This is a genomic window from Mesorhizobium sp. M1A.F.Ca.IN.022.06.1.1 (genome assembly GCF_003952605.1).
GTDB lineage: Bacteria > Pseudomonadota > Alphaproteobacteria > Rhizobiales > Rhizobiaceae > Mesorhizobium.
The window spans coordinates 4,267,486-4,288,840 of the sequence record NZ_CP034455.1 but is presented as its reverse complement, the minus strand read 5'-3'; the positions used below and the strand labels follow the sequence as shown (position 1 = coordinate 4,288,840).

The following is a 21,355-nucleotide window of genomic DNA, read 5'->3' as shown; positions in this document are numbered from 1 at the left end:
AGGGAGGCCGGAGCCTCCCCTCCCTTCATGCGTTCCCGCTCAGCTACTTGCGCAGGTTGGTCCAGATCTTGTTGTAGATCTCCACCACATCTGGCGGGCACGGCGGCACGAATTCCGGCGTCGGCGAGCCGGCCGGCGGGCTGATTTCCGGCGAGTTGGCGAACTCTGCAGGCAGAAATTTGTGGCTGCCGGCGATGCCGTTGTCGTAACCGGCATACTCGGAGATCAGCGCCGCGTTCTCAGGCGCCATGACGAAATCCTGGAAGAGCTTGGCGTTCTCCAGGTTCTTGGCGCCCTTCAGCACCGCGACATTGTCCATCCAGCCCTCGATGCCTTCCTTCGGATAGGCATATTTGATCGCCGGGATCTTCTGACGCGAGCGGTAGGCCGCACCATTCCACTGTTCGGTCACGATCACGTCGCCGGAAGTGATCTTGGTGATCGTGTCGTAGCTGAAGGTCTTCCATGACGGCTTGGCGGCCATCAGTATGTCGTTGATCTTTTTCAGGCTGGCCTTGTCTGAGCCGCAGCGCGGCACGCCGGCATAGCGCTCGGCCGCGTGCATGACGGTGTTGACGTCGTCGAGCACGTTGATCTGGCCCTTCAGTTCGTCCGGCGGGTTGAACAGGATGGCCAGCGTGTTGATGTCGCCCTTGAACTTATCCGTATTGACGGAGAACGCCGTCGTGCCGAATTGCCACGGCGCGGTGTAATGGCGTCCGGAGTCCCAGTAGATATCGAGGAAGCGTGGATCGATGTTCTTGCCGTTCGGCATCGCGTTGGGCTCGGTCTTTTCGAGCAGGCCCTCCTCGATCATGATCTTCACGGTGTAGTCGGACGGCACGACGATGTCGTAGCCCGAATTGCCGGCGCGCACCTTGGACAGCATGGTTTCGTTGGAATCGTAGTCGTCCAGCGTCACCTTGACGTTGTACTGCTTTTCGAACTTCTCGATCAGCTTGGGGTTGGTGTAGTCGCCCCAGTTGTAGATATGCAATTCGCCGTCGGCGAGCGCCGGAACGGCCCATAACAGCACGGCCGCGGAAACGGCCGCCATCAGTTTTCCAGACATTTAATGTTCTCCTTGCCTTCCCATTGTTTTGTGTTGGAGCTCACGGATCATTTGGCGCGTCGCCGCGCGATCAGGAACGAGACCGAGACGAACAGGATCGACACCAAAAGCAGGATGGTGGAGATGGCGTTGATCTCCGGCGTCATCGGCCGCCGGATCTGGTTCCAGATATAGAGGGGCAAAGTCGTCTGGCCGGGGCCGGCGACGAGCTGGGTGATGGTGAAATCGTCGAATGAGACGATGAAGGCGAGTGCTGCGCCCGACATGATGCCGGGAACAAGCAACGGCAGCGTGATGCGCTTGAAGGCCTTCCACGGCGTCGCGTAAAGGTCGGCGGCGGCATATTCCAGCGTCAGGTCCATGTCTTCCAGCCGCGCCCGGATCGGCATGTAGGCGAACGGAATGCAGAACACGGTGTGGGCGAGGATCAGATTGCCGATGCCGAAATTCAGCCCGAACGTGCCGGCGATCAGCGCGAAGAAGGAGAGCGTCGCCACCGCCGTGATGATTTCCGGCACCATCAGTGGCAGATTGATGACCATGAAGGCCGCCGCCAGCCCGCGCCACGGCTTCACTCTTGTCATGCCGATCGCCGCGAGCGTCGCGCACACGGTAGAGATTATCGTGGCGCTGATCGAGATGATCAGCGTGTTGCGGGCAGCGTTGTGGAATTCCTCGTTGCGCAATGCGCTGCCGTACCAGCCGAGCGTGACGCCCTCCCAATGCGTGACCAGCGAGCCGCTGTTCAGCGAGAAGATCATCAGGATCAGCACCGGCACGTAGAGCACCAGCAGGCAGATGACAGCAATCGAGCGGAAGCCCGGCTGCTCCTTGATGTCGATGCTGCGCGGCTCAGCCATGCTGCACCTTCCCTGACGTATTGCGGACGTAGAAGAACAGCGCCACCAGCACCGCGGCCATCAGGATCAGCGCCTGCGCGCAGCCGAGCGGCCAGTTGCGCCCCGATCCGAATTGCTGGGCGATGAGATCGCCGATCATCAGGTGGACGCCCCCGCCGAGGATCAGCGGCGTGACATAAGCGCCGAGCGCCGGGATGAAGACGAGCAGGCAGCCGGCGATGATGCCGGGCTTCGACAGCGGGATGATCACCCGCCACAACACCTGGCGGCGCGTCGCATAGAGGTCGTAGGCCGCCTCGATCAGCCGGAAATCGAGCTTCTCCAGGCTGGAATAGAGCGGCAGCACCATGAACGGCAGAAAGGCATAGAGCAGGCCGAGTTGGATTGCGAAATTGGTGTAGAGCATGGTGATCGGCTTATCGATCACGCCGAGCCCCAGCAGCGCGTTATTGATCAGCCCTTCGTCGCGGATGATGAACATGATCGCCAGCGTGCGGACCAAAAGGTTCGACCAGAACGGGATGGTGATCAGAAGCACCCACCAGTTGCGCTGCGCCGGCGGTCGCGTCGCCATGAAATAGGCGGTCGGAAATCCGAGCAGCAGGCAGATGATCGTCGTCACCACCGCGAACAGGAACGAGCGCAGATAGATGATCAGGAAGTCCGGCGTGAACTGCAGGGTGTCGTCGAAGATGTCGCGCTGGAACAGGAAGTTCAGATAGGCGTCGGTCGAGAACCGCCACTGCACGCCGCCATAGGGCGCGGCGGCCAGAAACGAATAGACGCAGATGATCAAAAGCGGGAGCACGCCGAAAATGCCGATGATGAGCAGCGCCGGCAGCGACAGCAGGCGGTTGCGTCGCGCGCCGGCTTTCACCGCCTGGGCTTCGAACAACGCGGCCTTGGAAGGCATGGTCGGGGAGAGCGTGGCTGTCGTCATCAGTCTTTCAGGACGCGCGCGGCGCCCTCCTCGAACTGGATGCCGACCTTGGCGCCGGTCTCGTAGGTCACCGGAGACGAGCGGCTGTTCTGATGGCGCACGATGAAGTTCTCACCGCCGTCGAGCCTCACGTGGTAATGCGTATCGGTGCCGAAATAGACGATGTTGGAAAGCGTTCCAGCGATCGTGCCCTTGGTCGGATCGGGCACCAGGTCGGCATGCTCGGGACGCACCACCAGCGTCACCTCGCCTGTCGGATCGAAGCCCTCCGGATAGCCGGCGGCGATCGTCGCGTTGCTGGCGAATTTGACCGTGGCCGCCCCTGGCTTCTTCGACAACACCGTGCCGGCCAAGAAATTCGTCTCGCCGATGAAATCGGCGACGAAGCGTTCCGCCGGCTTGTCGTAGATGTCGCGCGGCGTGCCGACCTGGAGGATCTTGCCGGCCGACATCACCGCGATGCGGTCGGACATGGTCAGCGCTTCTTCTTGGTCGTGGGTGACGAAGATGAAGGTGATGCCGGTCTCGTGCTGCAGCCGCTTCAGTTCGATCTGCATCTCCTTGCGCAGCTTGTAGTCGAGCGCCGAGAGCGGCTCGTCGAGCAAGAGCACCTTCGGCTGTGGCGCGAGCGCCCGGGCGAGCGCCACGCGCTGCTGCTGGCCGCCCGAGATCTGGCTGGTGCGGCGCGCCTTGAGCGCCTCCATCTTGACCAGTTTCAGCATCTGAGCGACCCGTGCCTCGATTTCGCCCTTGGGCTTGCCGAGCATCTCCAGACCGAAGCCGATGTTCTGCGCCACCGTCATGTGCGGGAAGAGCGCGTAGCTCTGGAAGACGGTGTTGACGGGTCGCTTGAACGGCGGCAGCGGCGCGATGTCCTGGCCGTGCAGCATGATTTCGCCGGCGCTTGGGAAATCGAAGCCGGCAATCAGTCTCAAAAGCGTCGTCTTTCCGCATCCGGACGGGCCGAGCAGCGTGAAAAACTCGTTCTCGCGGATCGAGACGGACACCGTGTCGAGAGCGGCTACCTGGTTTTCACCGGTTCCAAATACTTTTCGTACGCCGCGAACTTCGATCGCGTTCTTACCCGGTTGTTCCGGCACGATTACCCCATTGAGAGAGCCTGCTCTTGGCGGCAGGTGCGTTCCTGTTTGATTGTCACCATAAGCCCACCGGCTTGGCAACTGCGGAGCTGCTACTCGTTTTTTTAACGCAATACCCATGCCAGCCTCAGGCCTAGTCAATCCTAAGCTTGGAAAGTGATCTTGCCGCCACAGATGGTGGTGACCGGCCGCACGGTGTGCAGCGCCTCCGGCGCCGTCTTCTCGATATCGGCCGACAAAACCACGATATCGGCGAGGTATCCGGGCTTCAGGCGCCCCTTGCGGTGTTCCATGAACTCGGCATAGGCGCCTTCGACCGTGTAGCCGGCAATCGCTTCATGCAGCGAGAAGCTCTGGTCCGGCAGGCCTTCTGCCCAAGGTTTGCGCAAGACCGCCGCCTGGATGCCCAGGATCGGGTCAACCGGCGAGACCGGCCAGTCGGATGCGAAGACGACCCGCGCGCCGGCATTCTTCAAGGTGCGCCAGGCATAGCTCAGCGGCCACTTATCGTGGCCAATGCGCGAGATCGTCGGCTCCAGCGGGAAATTCATCGCGCCCGGCGGATGCGGCGGCTGCATCGAGGCGAGCACGCCGAGCTCGGCGAAACGCGGCACATCGGACGGGGTGATCACTTCGATGTGCTCGATGCGGTGCCGGCTGTCGCGCCTGCCGTTTTTCTTCGCTGCCGCCTGGTAACCGTCGAGCACGGCGCGCACCGCTCCGTCTCCGATCGAATGAACGGCGATCTGCAGGCCGCGCCTGTCGGCTTCGACCGCAGCCTCGGCGAAATGCTCGGGGGAAAAAAGCGGCTCGCCGCGCCAGCCCGGACGGTCGGCATAATCGTCGACCATCACCGCGGTCCAGGAATCCAGCACCCCGTCGTAGAAGACCTTGACCATGCCGGACGACAGCCACTCGGAATTGTACGCCGCCGCCATGCGCGAGGCTTTTTCCAGCATGTCCAGCTTCATGAAATTCTTGAAGTGGAACGGGATCTTGGTGCGGCAGATGAGCCGTCCTTCCTCTTGCAGCCCGGCGAGCAGCTCGAGCTGGTAGAGGTTGCCGTCCATGTTCTGGATCGAGGTGATGCCGTGCTTTGCGCACCACTCAAGCCCGCGATGCATGAGGTCGCGGTCGGCGGCAAGCTCCGCTGCCGACGGATAGGGATCCGGCTCCGCACCTTGGAGGCCGAGCCGTGTCCGGTTCGCGCCGAAATGATCGAGTACGGGACCGAACGCCTCGCCTTCGCGCAACTCGCCGGCGGCAAGCCCGTCCGCGCCCATGACGATTTCGTTGCCTGGTCCCACCTGCTTGCCATGCAGCAGGCCGGCCTCTTCCAGCGCCTTGGTGTTCGCCCACATCGTGTGATGGTCGGAGGCCGACATGGCGAAGGGCCGGTCGGGAATGATACGGTCGAGGTGATGGCGGGTCACCGGCTCGGGCAGGATCGCATAGTCTACACCGGCGCCGAGCAGCAGCCTGGCTTTCGGACGCTTCGCCGCAAAGCCCTGGATCGCGTCGCGAAGCGCGTCGAAGCCCTGCACGCCTGTCAGATGCAGATTGTCGAGCTCGGCCGCGCCGCCGAACAAATGCATGTGCGCTTCGATGAAGCCCGGCAGGACGGAGCCGCCCTGAGCATCGACGACACGAGTGGCAGGGCCTTTGCAGTCGCGGACGCTATCGCGATCTGCGATCGCAATTATCTTATCACCTTTGATGGCAATGGCCTGGGCGGCGGGGGTATCCGGATCCATCGTCAATATGCTGGCGTTCTCGACGATAAGATCGGCCGTTTGCGGCATCATTTTCTCCCATTTGTGCCTAGGCTAGCAGAGTATTGGCGTCTGGCAAGCCGTCCCATGCTGGCCCGAACGACAAACTGAAATGCCCCTTGGCGGCGCCGGAACTCTCTGCCACAAAGCTGTTGGAGGCCCCGAAACCAGAACTCGAACAGCGAGCCAACTCCCAAAATGAAGACAGTTTTTTCACCGCTTCACACCGGTCACGCCGGCCAGATGGAATTGGTCACCTCGGCGATCGTGCCGGGTTTCGAGAAGCCCTCGCGGGCCGAATTCATCAAGGCAAGGGTGGAAAGCGAGAAGCTGGGGCCGATCATCGGGCCGGTCGAGCACGACCTTGCCGCCGCCAAGCGCGTGCATGAAGCGCACTACATCGATTTCCTGCCGACGGTTTGGCCGGAATGGGTCGCCGCCGGCTTCAATGGCTCGGCGATGGGCTTCACCTGGCCGACGCGCGGCCTGCGCGGCGATGTCCCGCCGAAGCGCATCGACGCCCTGCTCGGCTACTATTCCTTCGATGCCGGCGCCACTTTCGTCGAAGGCACATGGAAGGCGATCAAGTCATCCTATGACGTCGCGCTGACGGCGGCCGCCCTGGTCAAGGGCGGCGAGCGGACCGCCTTCGCGCTCTGCCGCCCGCCCGGCCACCACGCCGGCGCTGCCTTCATGGGCGGCTACTGCTTCATCAACAACGCCGCCGTCGTCGCGCAATGGTCCCGCGACCAGGGCGCAAGCCGTGTCTCGATCCTCGATATCGATTACCACCACGGCAATGGCACGCAGGAGATTTTCTATCGCCGCGGCGACGTCCAGGTGCTCAACCTGCATGGCGATCCGATGGTCGAGTACCCCTTCTTCCTCGGCCATGCCGACGAGCGCGGCGAGGATGAAGGCGAAGGCTTCAACGTCAACTACCCGATGCCCTTCGGCACCAACTGGGACAGCTGGAACGCAGCGCTGGAAGACGCCTGTGCCAAGCTTGCCGCCTATGCGCCGGACGTGGTCGTGGTCTCGCTCGGCGTCGACACCTTCGAGAAGGATCCGATCAGCCAGTTCAAGCTGAAGAGCGAAGACTATCCCAAGATCGGCCGGCGCATCGCCAAGCTCGGCCTGCCGACGCTGTTCGTCATGGAAGGCGGCTACGCGGTTGAGGAAATCGGCATCAACGCCGTCGGCGTGCTGACCGGCTTCGAGGACCGCTGAGCCATATCTGATCAAACGGACGCGCTCCACCTGCAACGGAGCGTTATTTTTTCGATTTCACCGGGAAATCGTCGGCTCGATGCAGCTCTGAAGCCACCCCAAGCAACGCGATGAGCAGCCGCTGAGTCGCAACACGAGTCCAGCGGATTCGATTTTGTCAAATCGCGTTTGATGTCGGATTCATCTGCGGGTAGATTAGACCCGAATCAGCCGGTCCACGGGGGGCGCGGCGACCACCCAAAGTCTTAAGTTCCGGCGTCCTGCCGGTACCAGACGCGGACGGCTTCGCGTTCCCTGTAAGGATTCGGCTCGGTTGGGCGCTGTGCGCGCCCGTGGGTGTGTCTTCGTAAACGTGACGCGTTTCGGGTCCGAGCGCTGGCCAATGCCAGCACCGGGCGCAAGGATCGATTCCGGTCAGAATATCAAAATGAGCAGTCCCGCCGCGCTTCTTCATTCCGACGCTTCAGGCTCGCGCCTGGCGTCGCGCGGCGATCTCACCAGTTTCTTCATGCAGCTTTCAGCCGATATCGGCGCCGACAGCTATATGTTGGTCGCCATGGTGCACGATCAGGATCGAAACGACGCGCGTATCGTGTCGTCGAACTGGATTTTCGACGCCATCGAGCTGATCGGCAAGCGGCTGATTGCCAATCTCGCGCTCGGCCCGCTGACGGCAGCGCCGGGCGTGCGCCCGAAGCCATTGGTCGCGGCGCATGCGCCCGACGCCGGCGCGCTACTGAGCGGCGAGGAAGCGCGGCTGCTCGATGTGCTCGGCCACGCCGAGATCTATTCGCTGAGGTTGAATGTTGGCCGCCAGCGCCTTTTCGTGCTGTTTTCCGCCGCCGAGCCCGGCAAGATCGACCTTACGGCCTTGATGAAGGCGCAGCTGAAATGCTGCTACGCGTTATCCAGCATCCCGCAATTGATCGCCGCGGCATCCATGCAGGATCCGCTGTCGGACCGCGAGCGCGAATGCCTGTTCTGGGTATCGGAGGGCAAGACCACCGACGAGGTGGCCCTCATCCTTGGCGTCTCGTCGAACACCGTCAACAGCTACATCACGCATGCCATCCAGAAATTCGCGGCTTCGAACCGCGCGATGGCGATTGCGACCGCTATCAGGAGCGGCATCATTTGAAGCACGCACAGATCAAAGAGGCCGCTGCCGCCCTTTTCAACGAGCAGCGCAATCCGTTCGGCGCCTTCTCGCTCGGATCGGAGACGCATCACGCGGTGACCATTCCGGACGCCGTGCGCCGCTGCCGCTGGATCGCGGTCGATATCAACGCTTCTGGTTTCGGACTGTTCTTCGTCAGCCCCTCGCTGGAGCGAGCGCGCCTCGTCGCCTGCTTCGATTCGGATTATCCGTCGACCGGCCTCACCACCAAATTCATCTCGGGCGCCAGCGGCGAGGAAATGGTGCGCCACAGCCGCATCTCGACGACGCCGCGCTGGTGGGCCGAAAGCGGCATGGCCGTTTCGCAGCAGAGGTTGGAGAGCCTGGCATGGTCCGAACCGACCGCGCCGCTCGCGCCCGGCACCGACGGCATCGCCTTTCCGGTGCATGCGGAGCGCGGCCAGTGCGGGCTGGTCGTCTTCCTGGGGCCGGACATGACCCTTTCGGACGACACGCTATGTGAAATCCACGCGCGCTGCTTTGCCCTGTTCGCGTCGGTCGCCCGCATCCGTCCAAGCGAAACCGGCAGGACGCGCGCCATTTCCAAGCGCGAACTCGAATGCCTGAAGCTGACCGCCAACGGCAACACCAGCGAGGAGATCGCGAAGCTCCTGAAACTGTCGGTGCACACCGCTAACCAGTATCTCACCCAGTCGACGCAGAAGCTCAACGCTGTCAACCGCAACCAGGCGGTCGCGAAGGCGCTGCGCCTTGGCCTGATCGAGTAGCTCGCCCAGGCCAGGCGCCGAGACCTGAAACATCGTCAGGGAAAAGCGAGCGGCTCGGTCCTCCGGATGCGCGCCTCGTCGATCGCGTCCTCGAGCAGGGCGGTGTTGTGCTCCGGCGTCTCGCCCGGCTTCTCGAAAGAGACGTAATTGACGATCACGGACGTGCCCTGCCCGGTCAGCATCAGCTGGAAATAGACGGTTACGCCGCGCGGCCGAAGCTCGAGATCGAGCACGATGCGCGGGCTGCCGCTCCAGTCGACATGCGCTTCGCCGCCATGACCGAGCCTGAGCGTGCCCGGCTGGAAATAGAGCTCCGCAGCCGAGTCCACCAGGTCCGACAGGCAGGCGAAATGCTCCAGCCGGATGAAGGCGATATAGTCAGCGACCTCGATCAGGCGCAGCTCGCCCACCACGTCCTGGATGGCATTGGCGACGATCTGCTCGCGTGAATTGGCGTGTGGTTGCCGGTTCATGGATAGAAACAGCGTCCGATCATTGGGTTACTTTTCGCTCGGCCTTCTTCGAGTAGACGATCCGCACCAATTCGGCGACGGCCTGGTAGAATTGCGACGGGATCACGCTATCAACTGAAACTTGCTTGTACATGGAGCGGGCAAGCGCCACATCCTCGAAGATCGGGATGTTGTTCTCTCTCGCGATCTCGCGGATTTTCAGCGCCACCAGATCCTGGCCCTTGGCGAGCACCAGCGGAGCGGAGTCCTCTTCGCGCACATATTTCAGCGCGATGGAATAGTGGGTCGGATTGGCGATGACGAGCGTCGCGCGCGGCACCGCCGTCATCATGCGCCGCCGCGCCCGGTCACGCGCCAGCGAGCGCAGGCGCGACTTCACGATCGGATCGCCTTCCGACTGCTTCAGCTCGTCTTTCACTTCCTGCTTGGTCATGCGCAGGTCGCGCCGCCAGTGGAAGCGAGACCAGACGATGTCGGCGACCGCGACCGCCCCCATGACGAAGACGATCGCCACCAATATGTCGACGAAGATGCCGCGGATGACCATGCCGAACGACACCGGGTTGGTGATCATGCCGGCGAGCAGCCTGCGGTGATCTTCCGACAGCGTGAAGGCGAGCACGGCGATGGCGAAGGCAAGCTTGGCCAGCGACTTGGCGAATTCGACAAAGCCCTGCACGCCGAACAGGCGGCTCCAGCCCTTGGCGATCGAAATGCGCGACAGCTGCGGCCGGATCCGTTCGCCGACGAATCGCGGGATGTTCTGGAACACCGAAGCGCCGACGCCGGCGACCACCAGCAGCACCAGCAGGCTGACGACGGCGCGGCCGATTTCGAACAGCACGGTCTTGTAGAGCTCGATGACGTCGGTCTCGGTGTCCATCGGCCAGGCTTCCGGCTTTTCCAGGAACATGGCGAGGAACATGCCGAGATTGACGGTGGCGTCCTTGGCGTAAAAGACGCTGAACACCAGTATGGCGAGGAAGGAAGCGAAGATCGCCGTCTCGCGCGAGTGAGGCAGCTTGCCCTGCTCGATCGTGTCGCGGATCTTCTTTTCTGTGGCTTCCTCGGTTTTGGAATCCTTGTCGACCGCCTCAGCCATGGTGCCCTGACCGCATCGCTATCGTCAGGCGGCTTCGGCGGCGGTCTGCATCGAGGGAAGCTCGAACGCTCCCTGCCGCGAGAGACGAATGGTCGCCACGGCGATCGTCTTTCGCGCCGCCATGATGTCGGCCAGCGCGATACCTTCCGATCCCTGTCCGAGCTCGGATTCGATCATGCGGCGCGAGCGAGCGCCGATCGCCGACAGCACGGATTCGGTTAGCTCCGCCGGCGCGCCGCGCAAAGCCAGTGTGACGAGCTCCGTCGACAGCCCGTCGAACAGAAGCACGCGCGCCTTCTGGGCGAGCAGCGGCAAGTCGTCGAAGGCAAACAGCCGCGACCTGACCCCGGCCAGATCGGGCGTGCCCGCTTCCTCCAGATCCTGCATGAGTTCGTCGAGCTCGGGCTTGGCCATCTCGTTGAGCACGCTGGCGACGCGCTCCTGGCCGACCGAGGTGTCCCTGGTCGCTTTTTGCGAAAGCACGCTGGCGCGCAACTGGTTCTCGACGATCCTGGCTGCCGCATCCGGAATGTTGGCCATCGTCACCATGCGCTTGATGATCTGGCTGCGTATCGGCTTTTCCATCGTCAGCAGCACATTGGCCGCGGTCTGCGGCGCAAGCTTCGACAGCACCATGGCGGACGTTTGCGGGTGTTCGCCGGCGAGGAAGGTGCCCAGGCGCGTCGGCTCGAGCTTTTCCAGATCCGGCCAGATCGGCGGCGGTCCCTCAGGAGCGGGCTCGAACTTCTTCTCGCCCATGATCGCGCTCATTTCCTCCGGCGACAGCGATTCGTTGAGGATCGTGTCCATCCGGTCCGCCGAATCGAGCAGGCCTGCGCCCTCGGTGAACTCGGCCTCGAATTCCGCAACGATGCGCTCCAGGTCGGTTTGCGGAATGGTGCGCAGCAGCCGCGCGCCCTCGATCAACGCCTTCAGCTCCTCCTGCTTGAAGAATTTGAGCAGCCGGCTGGCCGAGGGCTTGCCCATCGCCACCAGGATGGCGGCGGCCTTTTGCGGGCGCGTCAGCGTCAACGACGTCATTGGGCCTGGCTCCGCTGCCGGTGAATGCTCTCGCCGTCCATGCTCAGGCGCTCTTGGTAGCAGCGTTGATTTCGGTAAGCCTGATGCCGAAGCGCGACGGATCGTGTTCCAGCACCGTGATCTCGCCACGCGCGATTCTGCGGCCGTTGACCACCACGTCGACCGGCTCGCCTATGCGGCGGTTGAGCGCTACCGTCGAGCCCTTCTGCAGCGCCATCAGCTCCGACACCGGCATTTCGGTGCTGCCCAGAATGATCTGCACATCGACCGGAATCGTCATGATGATCGAGGAATTGGCGCCGGCCTGCAGGGCAGCGTCGGGGCGGTTCTCCTCCTCCCGCAGCACGCCGCGCAATTCCTCGATGGCGCGGTCGAGCTGCTCGTCCGGCTGGTCGGCTTCGGGTTCGGCTTCCAAGTTGGTCTTTGCCATGCCTCGTCTCCAATAATCCCAAGCCAGGCCTCAGCCCGGCACCAATCCGTCGATGAAATCCTGCCCGCCATCGTGGGGATGCCGGATGCGGACCGTGTAGTTCTGTCCGAGCTTGCCGAACTCGCAGACAAACAGCGTGTTGTCGCGCGCGCTGAGCTTTGCCTGCAGTTGCGCATCTTCCTCGAACTCGATCACCTGTCCGGGCTGGAAGGCGGCGAGATCGCCAAGCGACAGCCGGGCGAGCGGCATGGTGGCCTCGAGCCGCACGGCCGAGCGCATCACTTCTTCCGAGAAGCGGGCTCGCCAGTCGAATTCCGTCGTCTGGTCGCCGCCGTGATCGGCGGTGGCGCCGCGGGTCGCCAAAAGGATTCGCTGCGGGATCATCACCGTCACCGTGCCGGTGTCGGTCGGCGTCGAGATGCCATAGATGATGCGAACCGCCGCCCCGTCGCGCAGCACGCGCCGTTTCGCCTCGTTGCCGGACATCGCCCTCGGGACAGGCTGGCGCAGCTCGAGAGAACGCCGGCCCGATCCGTTCAGCGCCATCGCAACCTCTTGGAAGACGGTGGTGGCGACGTCGGTCTCGATCTGTGACAGGTCGCGCTCGATCGGCGCCACCGGCTGATCCGGGTCCCCGCCGAACAGCGCCTGGACCATGACGGCGATCGCCGGCGCGTCCATGACGAGCGTCATGGCGTCGGCCGAGGTCGGCGAAGGAACGATAGTCATGGCGAAGGTTTCGCCCGCGCGCATACGCGCATCGGGGACACGTCCCACTTCGACCGCCTGCAGGTCGACGGTGACCGGCGCGCCAAGCTCTCCGGAAAGGGCTTTCTGCAGTAGCGGCAGCGAGCGCTCGGCCATGCCGCGGCCGACGCCGATCACCTGCGCGGCCTCGCCGCTGTCGCCGACGAGACGCTCGATGATGAGAGCCCGGGTTTGCGACGGACTTGCCGGACTGGTCATGACGCCAAACGGCCCCGGCTGAAGTTCTGCATGCTCAGGCCGCCTTCTTCTCGGCGGTGCCGGTATTCATCGTGCTCTGCTCGACGGCATCGATAGTAGGACGCTCATAGGACGAAATGGTCTTGCGGCCGAACTCGATCGCGACCTGCGGCAAGGCGCCGTTCATGTAAGCGAGCAGCGTCTGCTTGACGATGATGTAGAGGCGGTTCTTCTTCTCGCGCACCGTCTTGATCTTGGTGGCGACCGGACCGACCACGGCATAGGACAGGAAGATGCCGAGGAAGGTTCCGACGAGCGCAGCACCAATCAGCCCGCCGAGAATTTCCGGCGATTGGTCGAGCGCGCCCATCGCCTTCACCACGCCGAGCACGGCCGCGACGATGCCGAGCGCCGGCAGGCCGTCGCCGACCGCGACCATCGCGTGATAGGCCTTCAGCTTGTCGGTGCGGATCGTCTGGATTTCCTCATCCATCAGCGCCTCGATCTCGTGCGAGCGCGCATTGCCGATGATGATGATGCGGCAATAGTCGCAGATGAAATGCGTCAGGTCGTGGTTCTTGAGCACCGTCGGGAACGCCTGGAAGATCGCCGACTCTTCCGGATTGTCGATATGCGCCTCGACCTCGCTGCGCGACTTCGATCGCAACTCGCGCATCAGGCTGTGCAGGACGCCAAGCGTTTCGAGATAGTCGCGCTCCTTCGGCACGGCCTGCTTGAAGGCCTCGAGAATGCCCTTGCCGGTGTCCTTGACCGTCTTCATCGGGTTGGCGACAAGGAAAGTGCCGAGCGCTGCGCCGCAGATGACCACCGCTTCCCAAGGCTGGATCAGCACATGCAGATGCCCACCCATGGCCATGAAGCCACCGAGCACGCAGCCAAGCGTCACCACAAGTCCGATCAGAATACCCACGACAGGTCCTTCCGCATGTCACGTCGGGGATCAGGGATAGTCCTCGTGCCTTGTGTGAGGCTTGAATCGCGATGCGGAAACCGATTCAGCCTCGCACAAGGAAGCATCGCTATCGTCACCGGAAAGCTTCGGCCGGAGGCGCAGATGTTGAACACCTATACGAGCTATCAGCTCATCGCCAAGGACATCCCAAAGGCAATCGACCAGGTCGAGTCGCAGCCCGTCGTGAAGCGTGACACCGACTACTATTTGGCCAATATCGGCAACGTCAAAAGCATCGACGATTTCGTCAACAACACTCGGCTGTTCAACTACGCGATGAAGGCGTACGGGCTGGAAGACATGGCCTATGCCAAGGCCTTCATGGTCAAGGCGCTCAAGGAAGGCGTGTCCGACTCCGACAGCTTCGCCAACAAGCTGAGCGACAAACGTTACGCCGACTTCGTCAAAGCGTTCAACTTTGCGGCTTACGGCTCGACCGCCACGCTCTATCCTTCCGCCCAGCAAGGCGCGGTCGACAAATACATGCGCCAGACGCTGGAGGAGAATGCCGGCGAGACCAATCAGGGCGTGCGGCTGGCGCTCTATTTCCAGCGTAAGGCGCCTGACATCAACAGCTGGTATGACGTGCTCGCCGACACGGCCCTTTCGAGCGTGGTGCGCACGGCTCTCGGCCTGCCCGACTCCATCGCGTCGGCCGACATCGACAAGCAGGCGCAGATGTTCGAGCAGAAGCTCGATATCGCCGACTTCAAGGATCCCGACAAGCTGAACACCTTCCTTACCCGCTTCACCAGCCTGTGGGAGATCAACAACCCGACGACCACTGCCGTGACCTCGGTCAGCGTGCTGTTCGCGCAGCCGACCACGGTCGGCATCTCGACCGATCTGATGATGGCCATGCAGAAGCTGAAGTTCTGAAAACACCATGCAGGACAGTCTCTACGTCGCCCTATCTTCGCAGATTGCGCTCGAACGCCGTCTCGACACCATCGCCGACAATGTCGCCAACGCTTCGACCATCGGCTTTCGCGCCACCGGCGTGAAATTCGAGGACGTGGTCTCCGGCACCGGGCCGAAGTCGGTATCCTTCGCATCGTCCGGCAAGACCTATCTTTCCAGCGCGCACGGCTCGCTGACCGAAACCGGCAATCCTTTCGATTTCGCCATCCAAGGCGACGCCTGGTTCGCCATCGAGACGCCGGCCGGCACGGTGATGACCCGCGACGGCCGTTTCTCCATGAACGAGAACGGTGAGCTGATGTCGATCGAAGGCTATCCGGTGCTGGACAGCGGCGGCGCGCCGATCCAGCTCGATCCGCGCAACGGTCCGCCCAAGGCCGGCGCCGATGGCTCGCTACGCCAAAACGACCAGCTCGTCGGCGCCATCGGCCTCTACGATTTCGACCCCGGCGCCAATTTCGTCCGCTACGGCAATTCGGGCATCGTTCCCGCGCGGACCCCGGAACCGGTCACCGACCGCTCCGATGTCGGCGTAGCTCAAGGGTTTCTCGAGGAATCGAACGTCAATCCGGTGCTGGAGATGACCCGGCTGATCCAGGTGCAGCGCGCCTTCGAGAATACGGCTGCGCTGATCCGGCAGAGTGCTTCGTCCACCGACGATGCGATCAAGACGCTCGGCGACAAGTAACGGGATGGCGAACGGCTCGTCCCTGCTCCGCGCGCCTGAGAAGCTTGCAGACGCCGGTCCCACGGATCGGCTGGCCGCGCTCGAACGCATCTGGCGGCGGTTCGACAACCCGGAAACGCTGCTCAGCCGCGGCGGCCGCGTCGTCGAGATCTCGCCCACTCACTACAAGGTGCGCGGCCTTTCGGAGATTGCCAGGCTCGGCGACATCGTCGAGCAGCGCGGCAAGACCGGCACGCGCCGCGGCGAGATCGTCAGGATAGGCCGCGACGAGGTGGTGGTCGCGCCGTTCGAGCGCCACGCCGATGCCGGCATCGGCGACACCGTTTTCCGGCGCGGCCCACTCGCGGTCGCGCCGGATGTTTCCTGGCGCGGGCGCGCCATCGACGCTTTGACTCGCGTCATCGACGGCGGCCCGCCGCTGGTCAGGCCGAATGCCGCCGGCAGCGCCGACACATTGACGCCCGGCGCCATGTCGCGGCAGCGGGTCGACACCGGCTTTCTGACCGGAGTGCGGGTGATCGACATCTTCACGCCGCTCTGCTTCGGCCAGCGGCTCGGCATCTTCGCCGGCTCCGGCGTCGGCAAGTCGACGCTGCTTGCCATGCTCGCCGGCGCCGAGGCCTTCGACACGGTGGTCGTGGCGCTGATCGGCGAGCGCGGCCGCGAGGTGCGCGAATTCCTCGAGGACACCATCGGCGCCGACAGCATGGCCAAGACCGTCGCGGTCGTCGCCACCAGCGACGAGAGCGCCATGATGCGCCGGCGCGCGCCCGACACAGCCATGCGCGTGGCCGAGCATTTCCGCGACCAGGGCCATCGCGTGCTCCTGGTGCTGGATTCGATCACCCGCTTTGCCCATGCGCTGCGTGAGGTGGCGACCGGCACCGGGGAGCCGCCGGTCGCGCGCGGCTACCCGGCATCGGTCTTCACCGATCTGCCGAAGCTGCTCGAGCGCGCCGGACCAGGCGCCGAGGGCAAAGGCTCGATCACCGCCATCATCTCGGTGCTGGTGGACGGCGACGACCACAACGATCCAGTGGCCGATTCGGTGCGCGGCATCCTCGATGGCCACGTCGTGCTCGACCGCGCGATCGCCGAGCAGGGACGCTACCCGCCGGTCAATCCGCTGTCGTCGATCTCACGTCTCGCCGACAAGGCCTGGAGCGCGGAGCAGCGCATGCTGGTGACAAGGCTGAAAGCGATGATCGCGCGCTTCGAGGACACGCGCGACATCCGTCTGCTCGGCGCCTATCAGGGCGGCGCCGACGCCGAGCTCGACATCGCCGTGCGCCAGGTGCCGCTGATCTACGAGGCGCTCACGCAGTCGCCGAGGGACCGCGCATCGGCCGATCCGTTCACCGATCTCGCCCGCCATCTCAAGGGGAAGCAGAATGGCGATCAAGGAGACTGACCTGCAACAGACCGAGCGCATACTGCGTGAGATGATTGCCGAGGCCAAGGCCGCCGAGGAGGCCGACGCCAGCCGCGACTCGCTCATCAACGGCCTGTTCCCGAAAAAGGTGGAGTGGCCGCAGCCGCCGCCGGCCCAGTTCCCCCGCCTCGCGAACAGGAAAGCGGACCGGCGCAGCGATTTCGTCGTCGCAGCGCTCGGCATCACGCTCGGCCTGATCTGCGCGCTGTTTCCCTGGTATATCTTTTTCAACCAGGAGCAGTTCGGCGTCCAGACCATCAAGTTCGGCGGCAGCGGCAGCAATTCGGGACGCGACGGCGGCGGCGTCGCGGCCGAACGCAGCGGACCGCTGACGGCCAAGGACGTTCCCAACGCCGATATCGACCTGCTGGCCACCGGAACGGTGCAGGACGACCCCCCGCCGGCGCCTGGCGACCAGCCGTTCCCTGCGGCCGCGACGGAATTCAGGATGGTGCATGTCGCCAATGGCCGCGCGATGATCGAGGACGACACCGGCCTGTGGATCGTCCAGCGCGGCTCCGTCCTGCCGGACTCCAGCCGCGTCGCCGCGATCGAGCAGCGCGGTGGCAAGTGGGTGATCGTCACCGATGCCAACAAGGTGATCCAGCTTTCCAGGTGATGGCCTCGTAACGGGCCGCGGGCTCGCTCCGCGCAAGGTCCGCGCAAGACTGGCGGCCTAGTCTTGTGCGTACTCGCCCGGAGAGTCCCATGGAACCCGTCAACCTCTTTGACCTCGCCACCCGGCAGTCGCAATGGCTGGCCGTGCGCCAGTCCGCGATCGCATCCAACATCGCCAATGCCAACACGCCGGGCTACACGGCAAACGACGTCGAACCGTTCGAAAAGGTCCTCGACCGGACTGCGGTGACGCTGACGGCCACCCAGACCGGCCATCTCGGCGCCGAGGGGACCAATGCCGGCTTCAATCTCAAGCCTGAGGATGTCACGGGCTCGATAATGCCGTCGAAGAACACGGTGGTGCTCGAGGACGAGCTGATGAAGGCCGGCGAAGTGCGCCGCTCCTTCGAGCTCAACACGGCGATCGTCAAAGCCTTCCATTCGATGATGACGATGGTGGTGAAGAGCTGACCATGGACGCCCTGACCGCAGCCCTCAAAGTCGCGGCATCCGGCCTTGGCGCCCAGTCGGAGCGTCTGCGTGTGGTGTCTGAGAACCTCGCCAATGCGCAATCGACGGGCAACACGCCTGGCGCCGATCCCTATCGCCGCAAGACGATCAGCTTCCAGTCCGAGCTCGACCGGACGAGCGGTGGTTCGCTGGTCGAGGTGAGCTCGATCGCGCGCGACCCGTCGGACTTCCCGATCGAGTTCCAGCCCGGCAACGAGGCCGCCGACGCAAAAGGGTACGTGAAGATGCCCAACGTCAACGTGCTGGTCGAAATGGCCGACATGAGCGAGGCCAACCGCTCCTATGAGGCCAACCTGCAGGTCATCAAGCAGGCTCGCGATCTGATTTCCATGACCATCGACCTGATGAGGAACCAGTAATGATCGGCGGTATCGGGGCACTACAGTTCAAACCGGCAATCGACGGCACGGAGGCCGCCTCGCCGGGCCTGCTTCAGGGCGGTGTCGGCACCAAAGCAGGCGAAGGCGTCGGCAGCAGCTTTGCGGAGGCTCTCAGCCAGGCTGCGACCAAGACCGTCAACACGCTGCAGAACGCCGAGCAGATGTCGATCCAGGCGCTCAAAGGCGACGCCGACACCCGCCAAGTGGCCGATGCGGTGCTGAGCGCCCAGCAGGCCCTGCAGACGACGATCGCCATCCGCGACAAGGTCGTCTCGGCCTATCTCGAAATCAGCCGCATGAGTATCTAGGACCGCGTCATGAAAGCCCTTGCCATCGCCGCGACCGGCATGAACGCCCAGCAAACCAACCTGGAAGTCATCGCCAACAACATCGCCAACATCAACACCACCGGCTACAAGCGGGCGCGCGCCGAATTCTCCGACCTGCTCTACCAGGTCGATCGCACCCAAGGGGTGCCCAACCGCTCCAACACCTCGCTTGTGCCCGAGGGCGTTTCGATCGGCCTCGGCGTCAAGACGACGGCCGTGCGCAACGTCCATACACAGGGCGAGCTGACCAGCACGGGCAACAGCTTCGACCTGGCGCTGACCGGCCGCGGCTGGTTCCAGATCGAGGGCGCCGACGGCAGCACGCTCTACTCCCGCGCCGGTGCCTTCAACACCAATGCCACCGGGCAGCTGGTCACCGCCGACGGCGCCACCGTCATTCCGGCGATCACCGTGCCGACCGACGCGGTCGAGGTCATCGTCAACAAGACCGGCCAGGTCTTTGCCCGTATCGACGGCCAGACCGACCTTCAGCTTCTCGGCCAGCTTCAGATCGCCAACTTCGCCAATGAGGCGGGCCTGGCGCCGCTCGGCGACAATCTGTTCCAGGAGACGGCGGCCTCTGGCCCGGCCAATGTCGGCGTTCCAGGCGATCCGGGCTTCGCCACCATCGAGCAGGGCTATCTGGAGTCCTCCAACGTCGATCCGGTCAAGGAAATCACCGAGCTGATCTCGGCGCAGCGCGCCTATGAAATGAACTCGAAGGTCATCCAGGCCGCTGACGACATGGCCTCGGTGGTCTCAAAGAACATCAGGTAACCGACGATGGCCATGCCGGCTTCCTGCCCTGCTTTTCGTCGCGCCGTGCTGGCCCTTGCGCTGGTGGTCGTCGGCGTGCCGGCGCTTGCGCAAGAGACGGGCCCATCTCCCTTGCGATCCGGGGAGTCGGCCAACCAGCTCGCCGCCAATCAAGCGGTCGGCGAAGCCGTGCTGATCCCCAACCGGGTCATCTATCCCGGCGAGACGATCGAGCTTGCGGCGCTGAAGCAGGTGACGCTTGTCCCGGGCAAGCACAAGCCGGACGGAATGGCGACGCGCTCCGAGGAACTTCAGGGCAAGGTCGCCAAGCGCACCCTCGTGCCCGGCCGCTACATTCCGGCGGCCGCGATCCGCGATGCCTGGCTGGTCGAGCAGGGTGCCTCGGTGCAGGTCTATTTCACCGCCGGAGCGCTGACCATCTCGGCCGCGGGCGTCACGCTGCAGCCGGGCGCCGCCGGCGACCTCATCAAAATTCGCAATGTCGACAGCGGCAAGATCATTTCCGGCACAGTAATGGCCGACGGCACGATTCGAGTCGGCGCATCGTGAGGCGCGTCTTTGCCCTTCTGCTGAGCGCCGCGATCGGTCTTCAGCCCGCATTGGCCGATGGGCTCACGTCCAAGGCCAAGCGCGAACTTGCGCAGAAAAATGGCGGCGTTTACGACGATCCGGAATACGATCCGGCCACCACCAACCGCATGTTCCGCGTCTCGACGGGACCGAGCACGCTGCCGCCCGGCCAGGTCGCCGCGCGCATCAAGGACATTGCCCAGCTGCAGAGCGCGCGCGACAACCAGCTCGTCGGCTACGGCCTGGTCATCGGCCTGGCGGGAACCGGCGACAGCCTGCGCAACTCGCCGTTCACCGAACAGTCGATCCGCGCCATGCTGGAGAACCTCGGCATCGCCACCGAAGGTGGCAGCGCGCGCGCCAAGAACGTCGCCGCCGTCATCGTCACCGCCAACATGCCGCCCTTCGTCCAGTCGGGCGCGCGCATCGACATCGACGTCTCCTCGATGGGAGATGCCACCTCGCTTGCCGGCGGCACGCTGGTGATGACGCCGCTCAAGGCCGCGGACGGCGAGATCTACGCCGTCGGCCAGGGCTCGGTGATCGTGGGCGGTTTCACCGCCCAGGGCCAGGCCGAGCAGCTGACGCAAGGCGTGCCCACCGCCGGCCGCGTGCCGAACGGCGCCATCGTCGAGCGCTCGGTGCCCGCCGAGTTCGACGACCAGGGCGTGCTGACGCTGCAATTGCGCAATCCCGATTTCTCGACCGCCATCCGCATCGCAGACGCCATCAACGACTACACCTCGCAGCGCTTCGGCATGCGCGTTGCGGCCGAGCGCGATGCCCGCACCGTGCAGATCAGACGGCCGAAGAACGTATCGGCCGCGCGCTTTTATGCCGAGATCGAAAACCTAGTCGTCGAGTCGGATGCGCCTGCCCGCGTCGTCATCGACGAGCGCACCGGCACCATCGTCATCGGCAACAACGTCAAGATCTCGCGCGTCGCCATCAGCCACGGCACTCTCACCGTGCGCATCACCGAGGCGCCGAAAGTGGTTCAGCCGGAGCCCTTCTCCAAGGGCGAGACGGCGGTCGAGCCCTTCACCGCCATCGAGGCCTCGCGACCCGACGCCCGCGTTGCCGTGCTCGACGGCCCCGACCTTGAAACGCTCGTTTCCGGTCTCAACCGTCTCGGCGTGAAGCCCGACGGCATCATCGCCATCCTGCAAGGCATCAAGTCGGCCGGCGCCCTGCAGGCCGACCTGGTTCTCCAATAGGCATGCCGATGATGGAGCTCTTCTCCTCAAACCCGCATCGTCGCCCGAG

General features: G+C 63.9%; 24 protein-coding genes. 13 read left to right on the top strand and 11 right to left on the bottom strand.

Going from position 1 to position 21,355, the window contains the following annotated elements; translation table 11 throughout:
• Positions 1-43: 43 nt before the first annotated feature.
• The 5 genes from EJ078_RS20360 to EJ078_RS20340 form a co-directional block, all read right to left on the bottom strand.
• The gene (locus EJ078_RS20360; protein ID WP_164757288.1) at positions 44-1,072 is read right to left on the bottom strand and encodes an extracellular solute-binding protein; all 1,029 of its coding nucleotides are present in this window, start codon (positions 1,070-1,072) and stop codon (positions 44-46) included.
• Between the two features lie 47 nt (positions 1,073-1,119).
• Positions 1,120-1,932, bottom strand: a complete 813-nt coding sequence (locus EJ078_RS20355; protein ID WP_095777180.1) for an ABC transporter permease — start codon at positions 1,930-1,932, stop codon at positions 1,120-1,122.
• Positions 1,925-2,872 carry an ABC transporter permease gene (locus EJ078_RS20350; RefSeq protein WP_082953946.1) on the bottom strand — a complete coding sequence of 316 codons (948 nt, stop codon included), beginning with the start codon at positions 2,870-2,872 and terminating at the stop codon, positions 1,925-1,927. The genes EJ078_RS20355 and EJ078_RS20350 overlap by 8 nt, the downstream gene beginning before the upstream one ends.
• Complete coding sequence (locus tag EJ078_RS20345) at positions 2,872-3,972, bottom strand: ABC transporter ATP-binding protein (RefSeq protein ID WP_067326113.1); 1,101 nt, start codon at positions 3,970-3,972, stop codon at positions 2,872-2,874. Before EJ078_RS20345 ends, EJ078_RS20350 begins: the two co-directional genes overlap by 1 nt.
• Before the next feature lie 143 nt (positions 3,973-4,115).
• Positions 4,116-5,774, bottom strand: a complete 1,659-nt coding sequence (locus tag EJ078_RS20340) for an amidohydrolase (RefSeq protein WP_127215188.1) — start codon at positions 5,772-5,774, stop codon at positions 4,116-4,118.
• A 168-nt stretch (positions 5,775-5,942) separates the two neighbouring features.
• Between EJ078_RS20340 and EJ078_RS20335 the strand changes: the two genes are divergently transcribed.
• From EJ078_RS20335 to EJ078_RS20325, 3 genes are all read left to right on the top strand, one after another.
• Complete coding sequence (locus EJ078_RS20335) at positions 5,943-6,974, top strand: histone deacetylase family protein (RefSeq protein ID WP_127215189.1); 1,032 nt, start codon at positions 5,943-5,945, stop codon at positions 6,972-6,974.
• Positions 6,975-7,401: 427 nt separating this feature from the next.
• Positions 7,402-8,112: a helix-turn-helix transcriptional regulator gene (locus EJ078_RS20330; protein ID WP_127215190.1), complete on the top strand. Its 711-nt coding sequence runs from the start codon at positions 7,402-7,404 to the stop codon at positions 8,110-8,112.
• Positions 8,109-8,879: a helix-turn-helix transcriptional regulator gene (locus EJ078_RS20325; protein WP_127215191.1), complete on the top strand. Its 771-nt coding sequence runs from the start codon at positions 8,109-8,111 to the stop codon at positions 8,877-8,879. Before EJ078_RS20330 ends, EJ078_RS20325 begins: the two co-directional genes overlap by 4 nt.
• Before the next feature lie 35 nt (positions 8,880-8,914).
• On the opposite strand, the gene EJ078_RS20320 is transcribed toward EJ078_RS20325, so the two are convergent.
• Genes EJ078_RS20320 through motA form a run of 6 tightly spaced genes read right to left on the bottom strand, consistent with a single transcriptional unit; the run spans position 8,915 to position 13,801 of the window.
• Positions 8,915-9,352 carry a hypothetical protein gene (locus EJ078_RS20320; protein WP_067002370.1) on the bottom strand — a complete coding sequence of 146 codons (438 nt, stop codon included), beginning with the start codon at positions 9,350-9,352 and terminating at the stop codon, positions 8,915-8,917.
• Positions 9,353-9,371: 19 nt separating this feature from the next.
• Positions 9,372-10,454 (bottom strand): flagellar biosynthesis protein FlhB, encoded by a 1,083-nt coding sequence (gene flhB, locus EJ078_RS20315; protein WP_127215192.1) that lies wholly within the window; start codon positions 10,452-10,454, stop codon positions 9,372-9,374.
• Between the two features lie 24 nt (positions 10,455-10,478).
• On the bottom strand, positions 10,479-11,495 hold the full coding sequence (locus EJ078_RS20310; protein WP_127215193.1) for a flagellar motor switch protein FliG: 1,017 nt from the start codon (positions 11,493-11,495) through the stop codon (positions 10,479-10,481).
• Between the two features lie 43 nt (positions 11,496-11,538).
• A complete protein-coding gene (fliN, locus tag EJ078_RS20305; RefSeq protein WP_095800432.1) occupies positions 11,539-11,925 on the bottom strand; it encodes a flagellar motor switch protein FliN in 387 nt (128 codons plus the stop codon).
• 30 nt (positions 11,926-11,955) lie between these two features.
• Positions 11,956-12,891 (bottom strand): FliM/FliN family flagellar motor switch protein, encoded by a 936-nt coding sequence (locus tag EJ078_RS20300; RefSeq protein ID WP_127215194.1) that lies wholly within the window; start codon positions 12,889-12,891, stop codon positions 11,956-11,958.
• A 34-nt stretch (positions 12,892-12,925) separates the two neighbouring features.
• Entirely contained in the window at positions 12,926-13,801 is an 876-nt protein-coding gene (gene motA / locus EJ078_RS20295) for a flagellar motor stator protein MotA (protein WP_067002381.1), read from the bottom strand.
• A 144-nt stretch (positions 13,802-13,945) separates the two neighbouring features.
• On the opposite strand from motA, the gene EJ078_RS20290 reads away from it, so the two are divergent.
• The 10 genes from EJ078_RS20290 (at position 13,946) to EJ078_RS20245 (ending at position 21,306) form a co-directional block, all read left to right on the top strand.
• Complete coding sequence (locus EJ078_RS20290; RefSeq protein ID WP_067326092.1) at positions 13,946-14,722, top strand: DUF1217 domain-containing protein; 777 nt, start codon at positions 13,946-13,948, stop codon at positions 14,720-14,722.
• A gap of 7 nt (positions 14,723-14,729) precedes the next feature.
• Positions 14,730-15,452 carry a flagellar basal-body rod protein FlgF gene (gene flgF / locus EJ078_RS20285; protein ID WP_067002386.1) on the top strand — a complete coding sequence of 241 codons (723 nt, stop codon included), beginning with the start codon at positions 14,730-14,732 and terminating at the stop codon, positions 15,450-15,452.
• Positions 15,453-15,456: 4 nt separating this feature from the next.
• A complete protein-coding gene (fliI, locus tag EJ078_RS20280) occupies positions 15,457-16,863 on the top strand; it encodes a flagellar protein export ATPase FliI (RefSeq protein WP_127847404.1) in 1,407 nt (468 codons plus the stop codon).
• The gene (locus EJ078_RS20275; protein ID WP_127403493.1) at positions 16,844-17,503 is read left to right on the top strand and encodes a hypothetical protein; all 660 of its coding nucleotides are present in this window, start codon (positions 16,844-16,846) and stop codon (positions 17,501-17,503) included. Before fliI ends, EJ078_RS20275 begins: the two co-directional genes overlap by 20 nt.
• Positions 17,504-17,592: 89 nt before the next feature.
• Complete coding sequence (flgB, locus tag EJ078_RS20270) at positions 17,593-17,973, top strand: flagellar basal body rod protein FlgB (protein ID WP_127216565.1); 381 nt, start codon at positions 17,593-17,595, stop codon at positions 17,971-17,973.
• Between the two features lie 2 nt (positions 17,974-17,975).
• Positions 17,976-18,392: a flagellar basal body rod protein FlgC gene (gene flgC / locus EJ078_RS20265; protein WP_067326083.1), complete on the top strand. Its 417-nt coding sequence runs from the start codon at positions 17,976-17,978 to the stop codon at positions 18,390-18,392.
• Positions 18,392-18,721 (top strand): flagellar hook-basal body complex protein FliE, encoded by a 330-nt coding sequence (locus tag EJ078_RS20260; RefSeq protein WP_095800438.1) that lies wholly within the window; start codon positions 18,392-18,394, stop codon positions 18,719-18,721. Before flgC ends, EJ078_RS20260 begins: the two co-directional genes overlap by 1 nt.
• A 9-nt stretch (positions 18,722-18,730) precedes the next feature.
• Complete coding sequence (gene flgG / locus EJ078_RS20255; protein ID WP_067002397.1) at positions 18,731-19,519, top strand: flagellar basal-body rod protein FlgG; 789 nt, start codon at positions 18,731-18,733, stop codon at positions 19,517-19,519.
• Positions 19,520-19,525: 6 nt separating this feature from the next.
• Positions 19,526-20,068, top strand: coding sequence for a flagellar basal body P-ring formation chaperone FlgA (gene flgA, locus EJ078_RS20250; RefSeq protein ID WP_095823388.1), 543 nt, complete (start codon positions 19,526-19,528; stop codon positions 20,066-20,068).
• Positions 20,065-21,306 (top strand): flagellar basal body P-ring protein FlgI, encoded by a 1,242-nt coding sequence (locus EJ078_RS20245; RefSeq protein ID WP_127216564.1) that lies wholly within the window; start codon positions 20,065-20,067, stop codon positions 21,304-21,306. The genes flgA and EJ078_RS20245 overlap by 4 nt, the downstream gene beginning before the upstream one ends.
• The last annotated feature ends 49 nt before the right edge of the window (positions 21,307-21,355 follow it).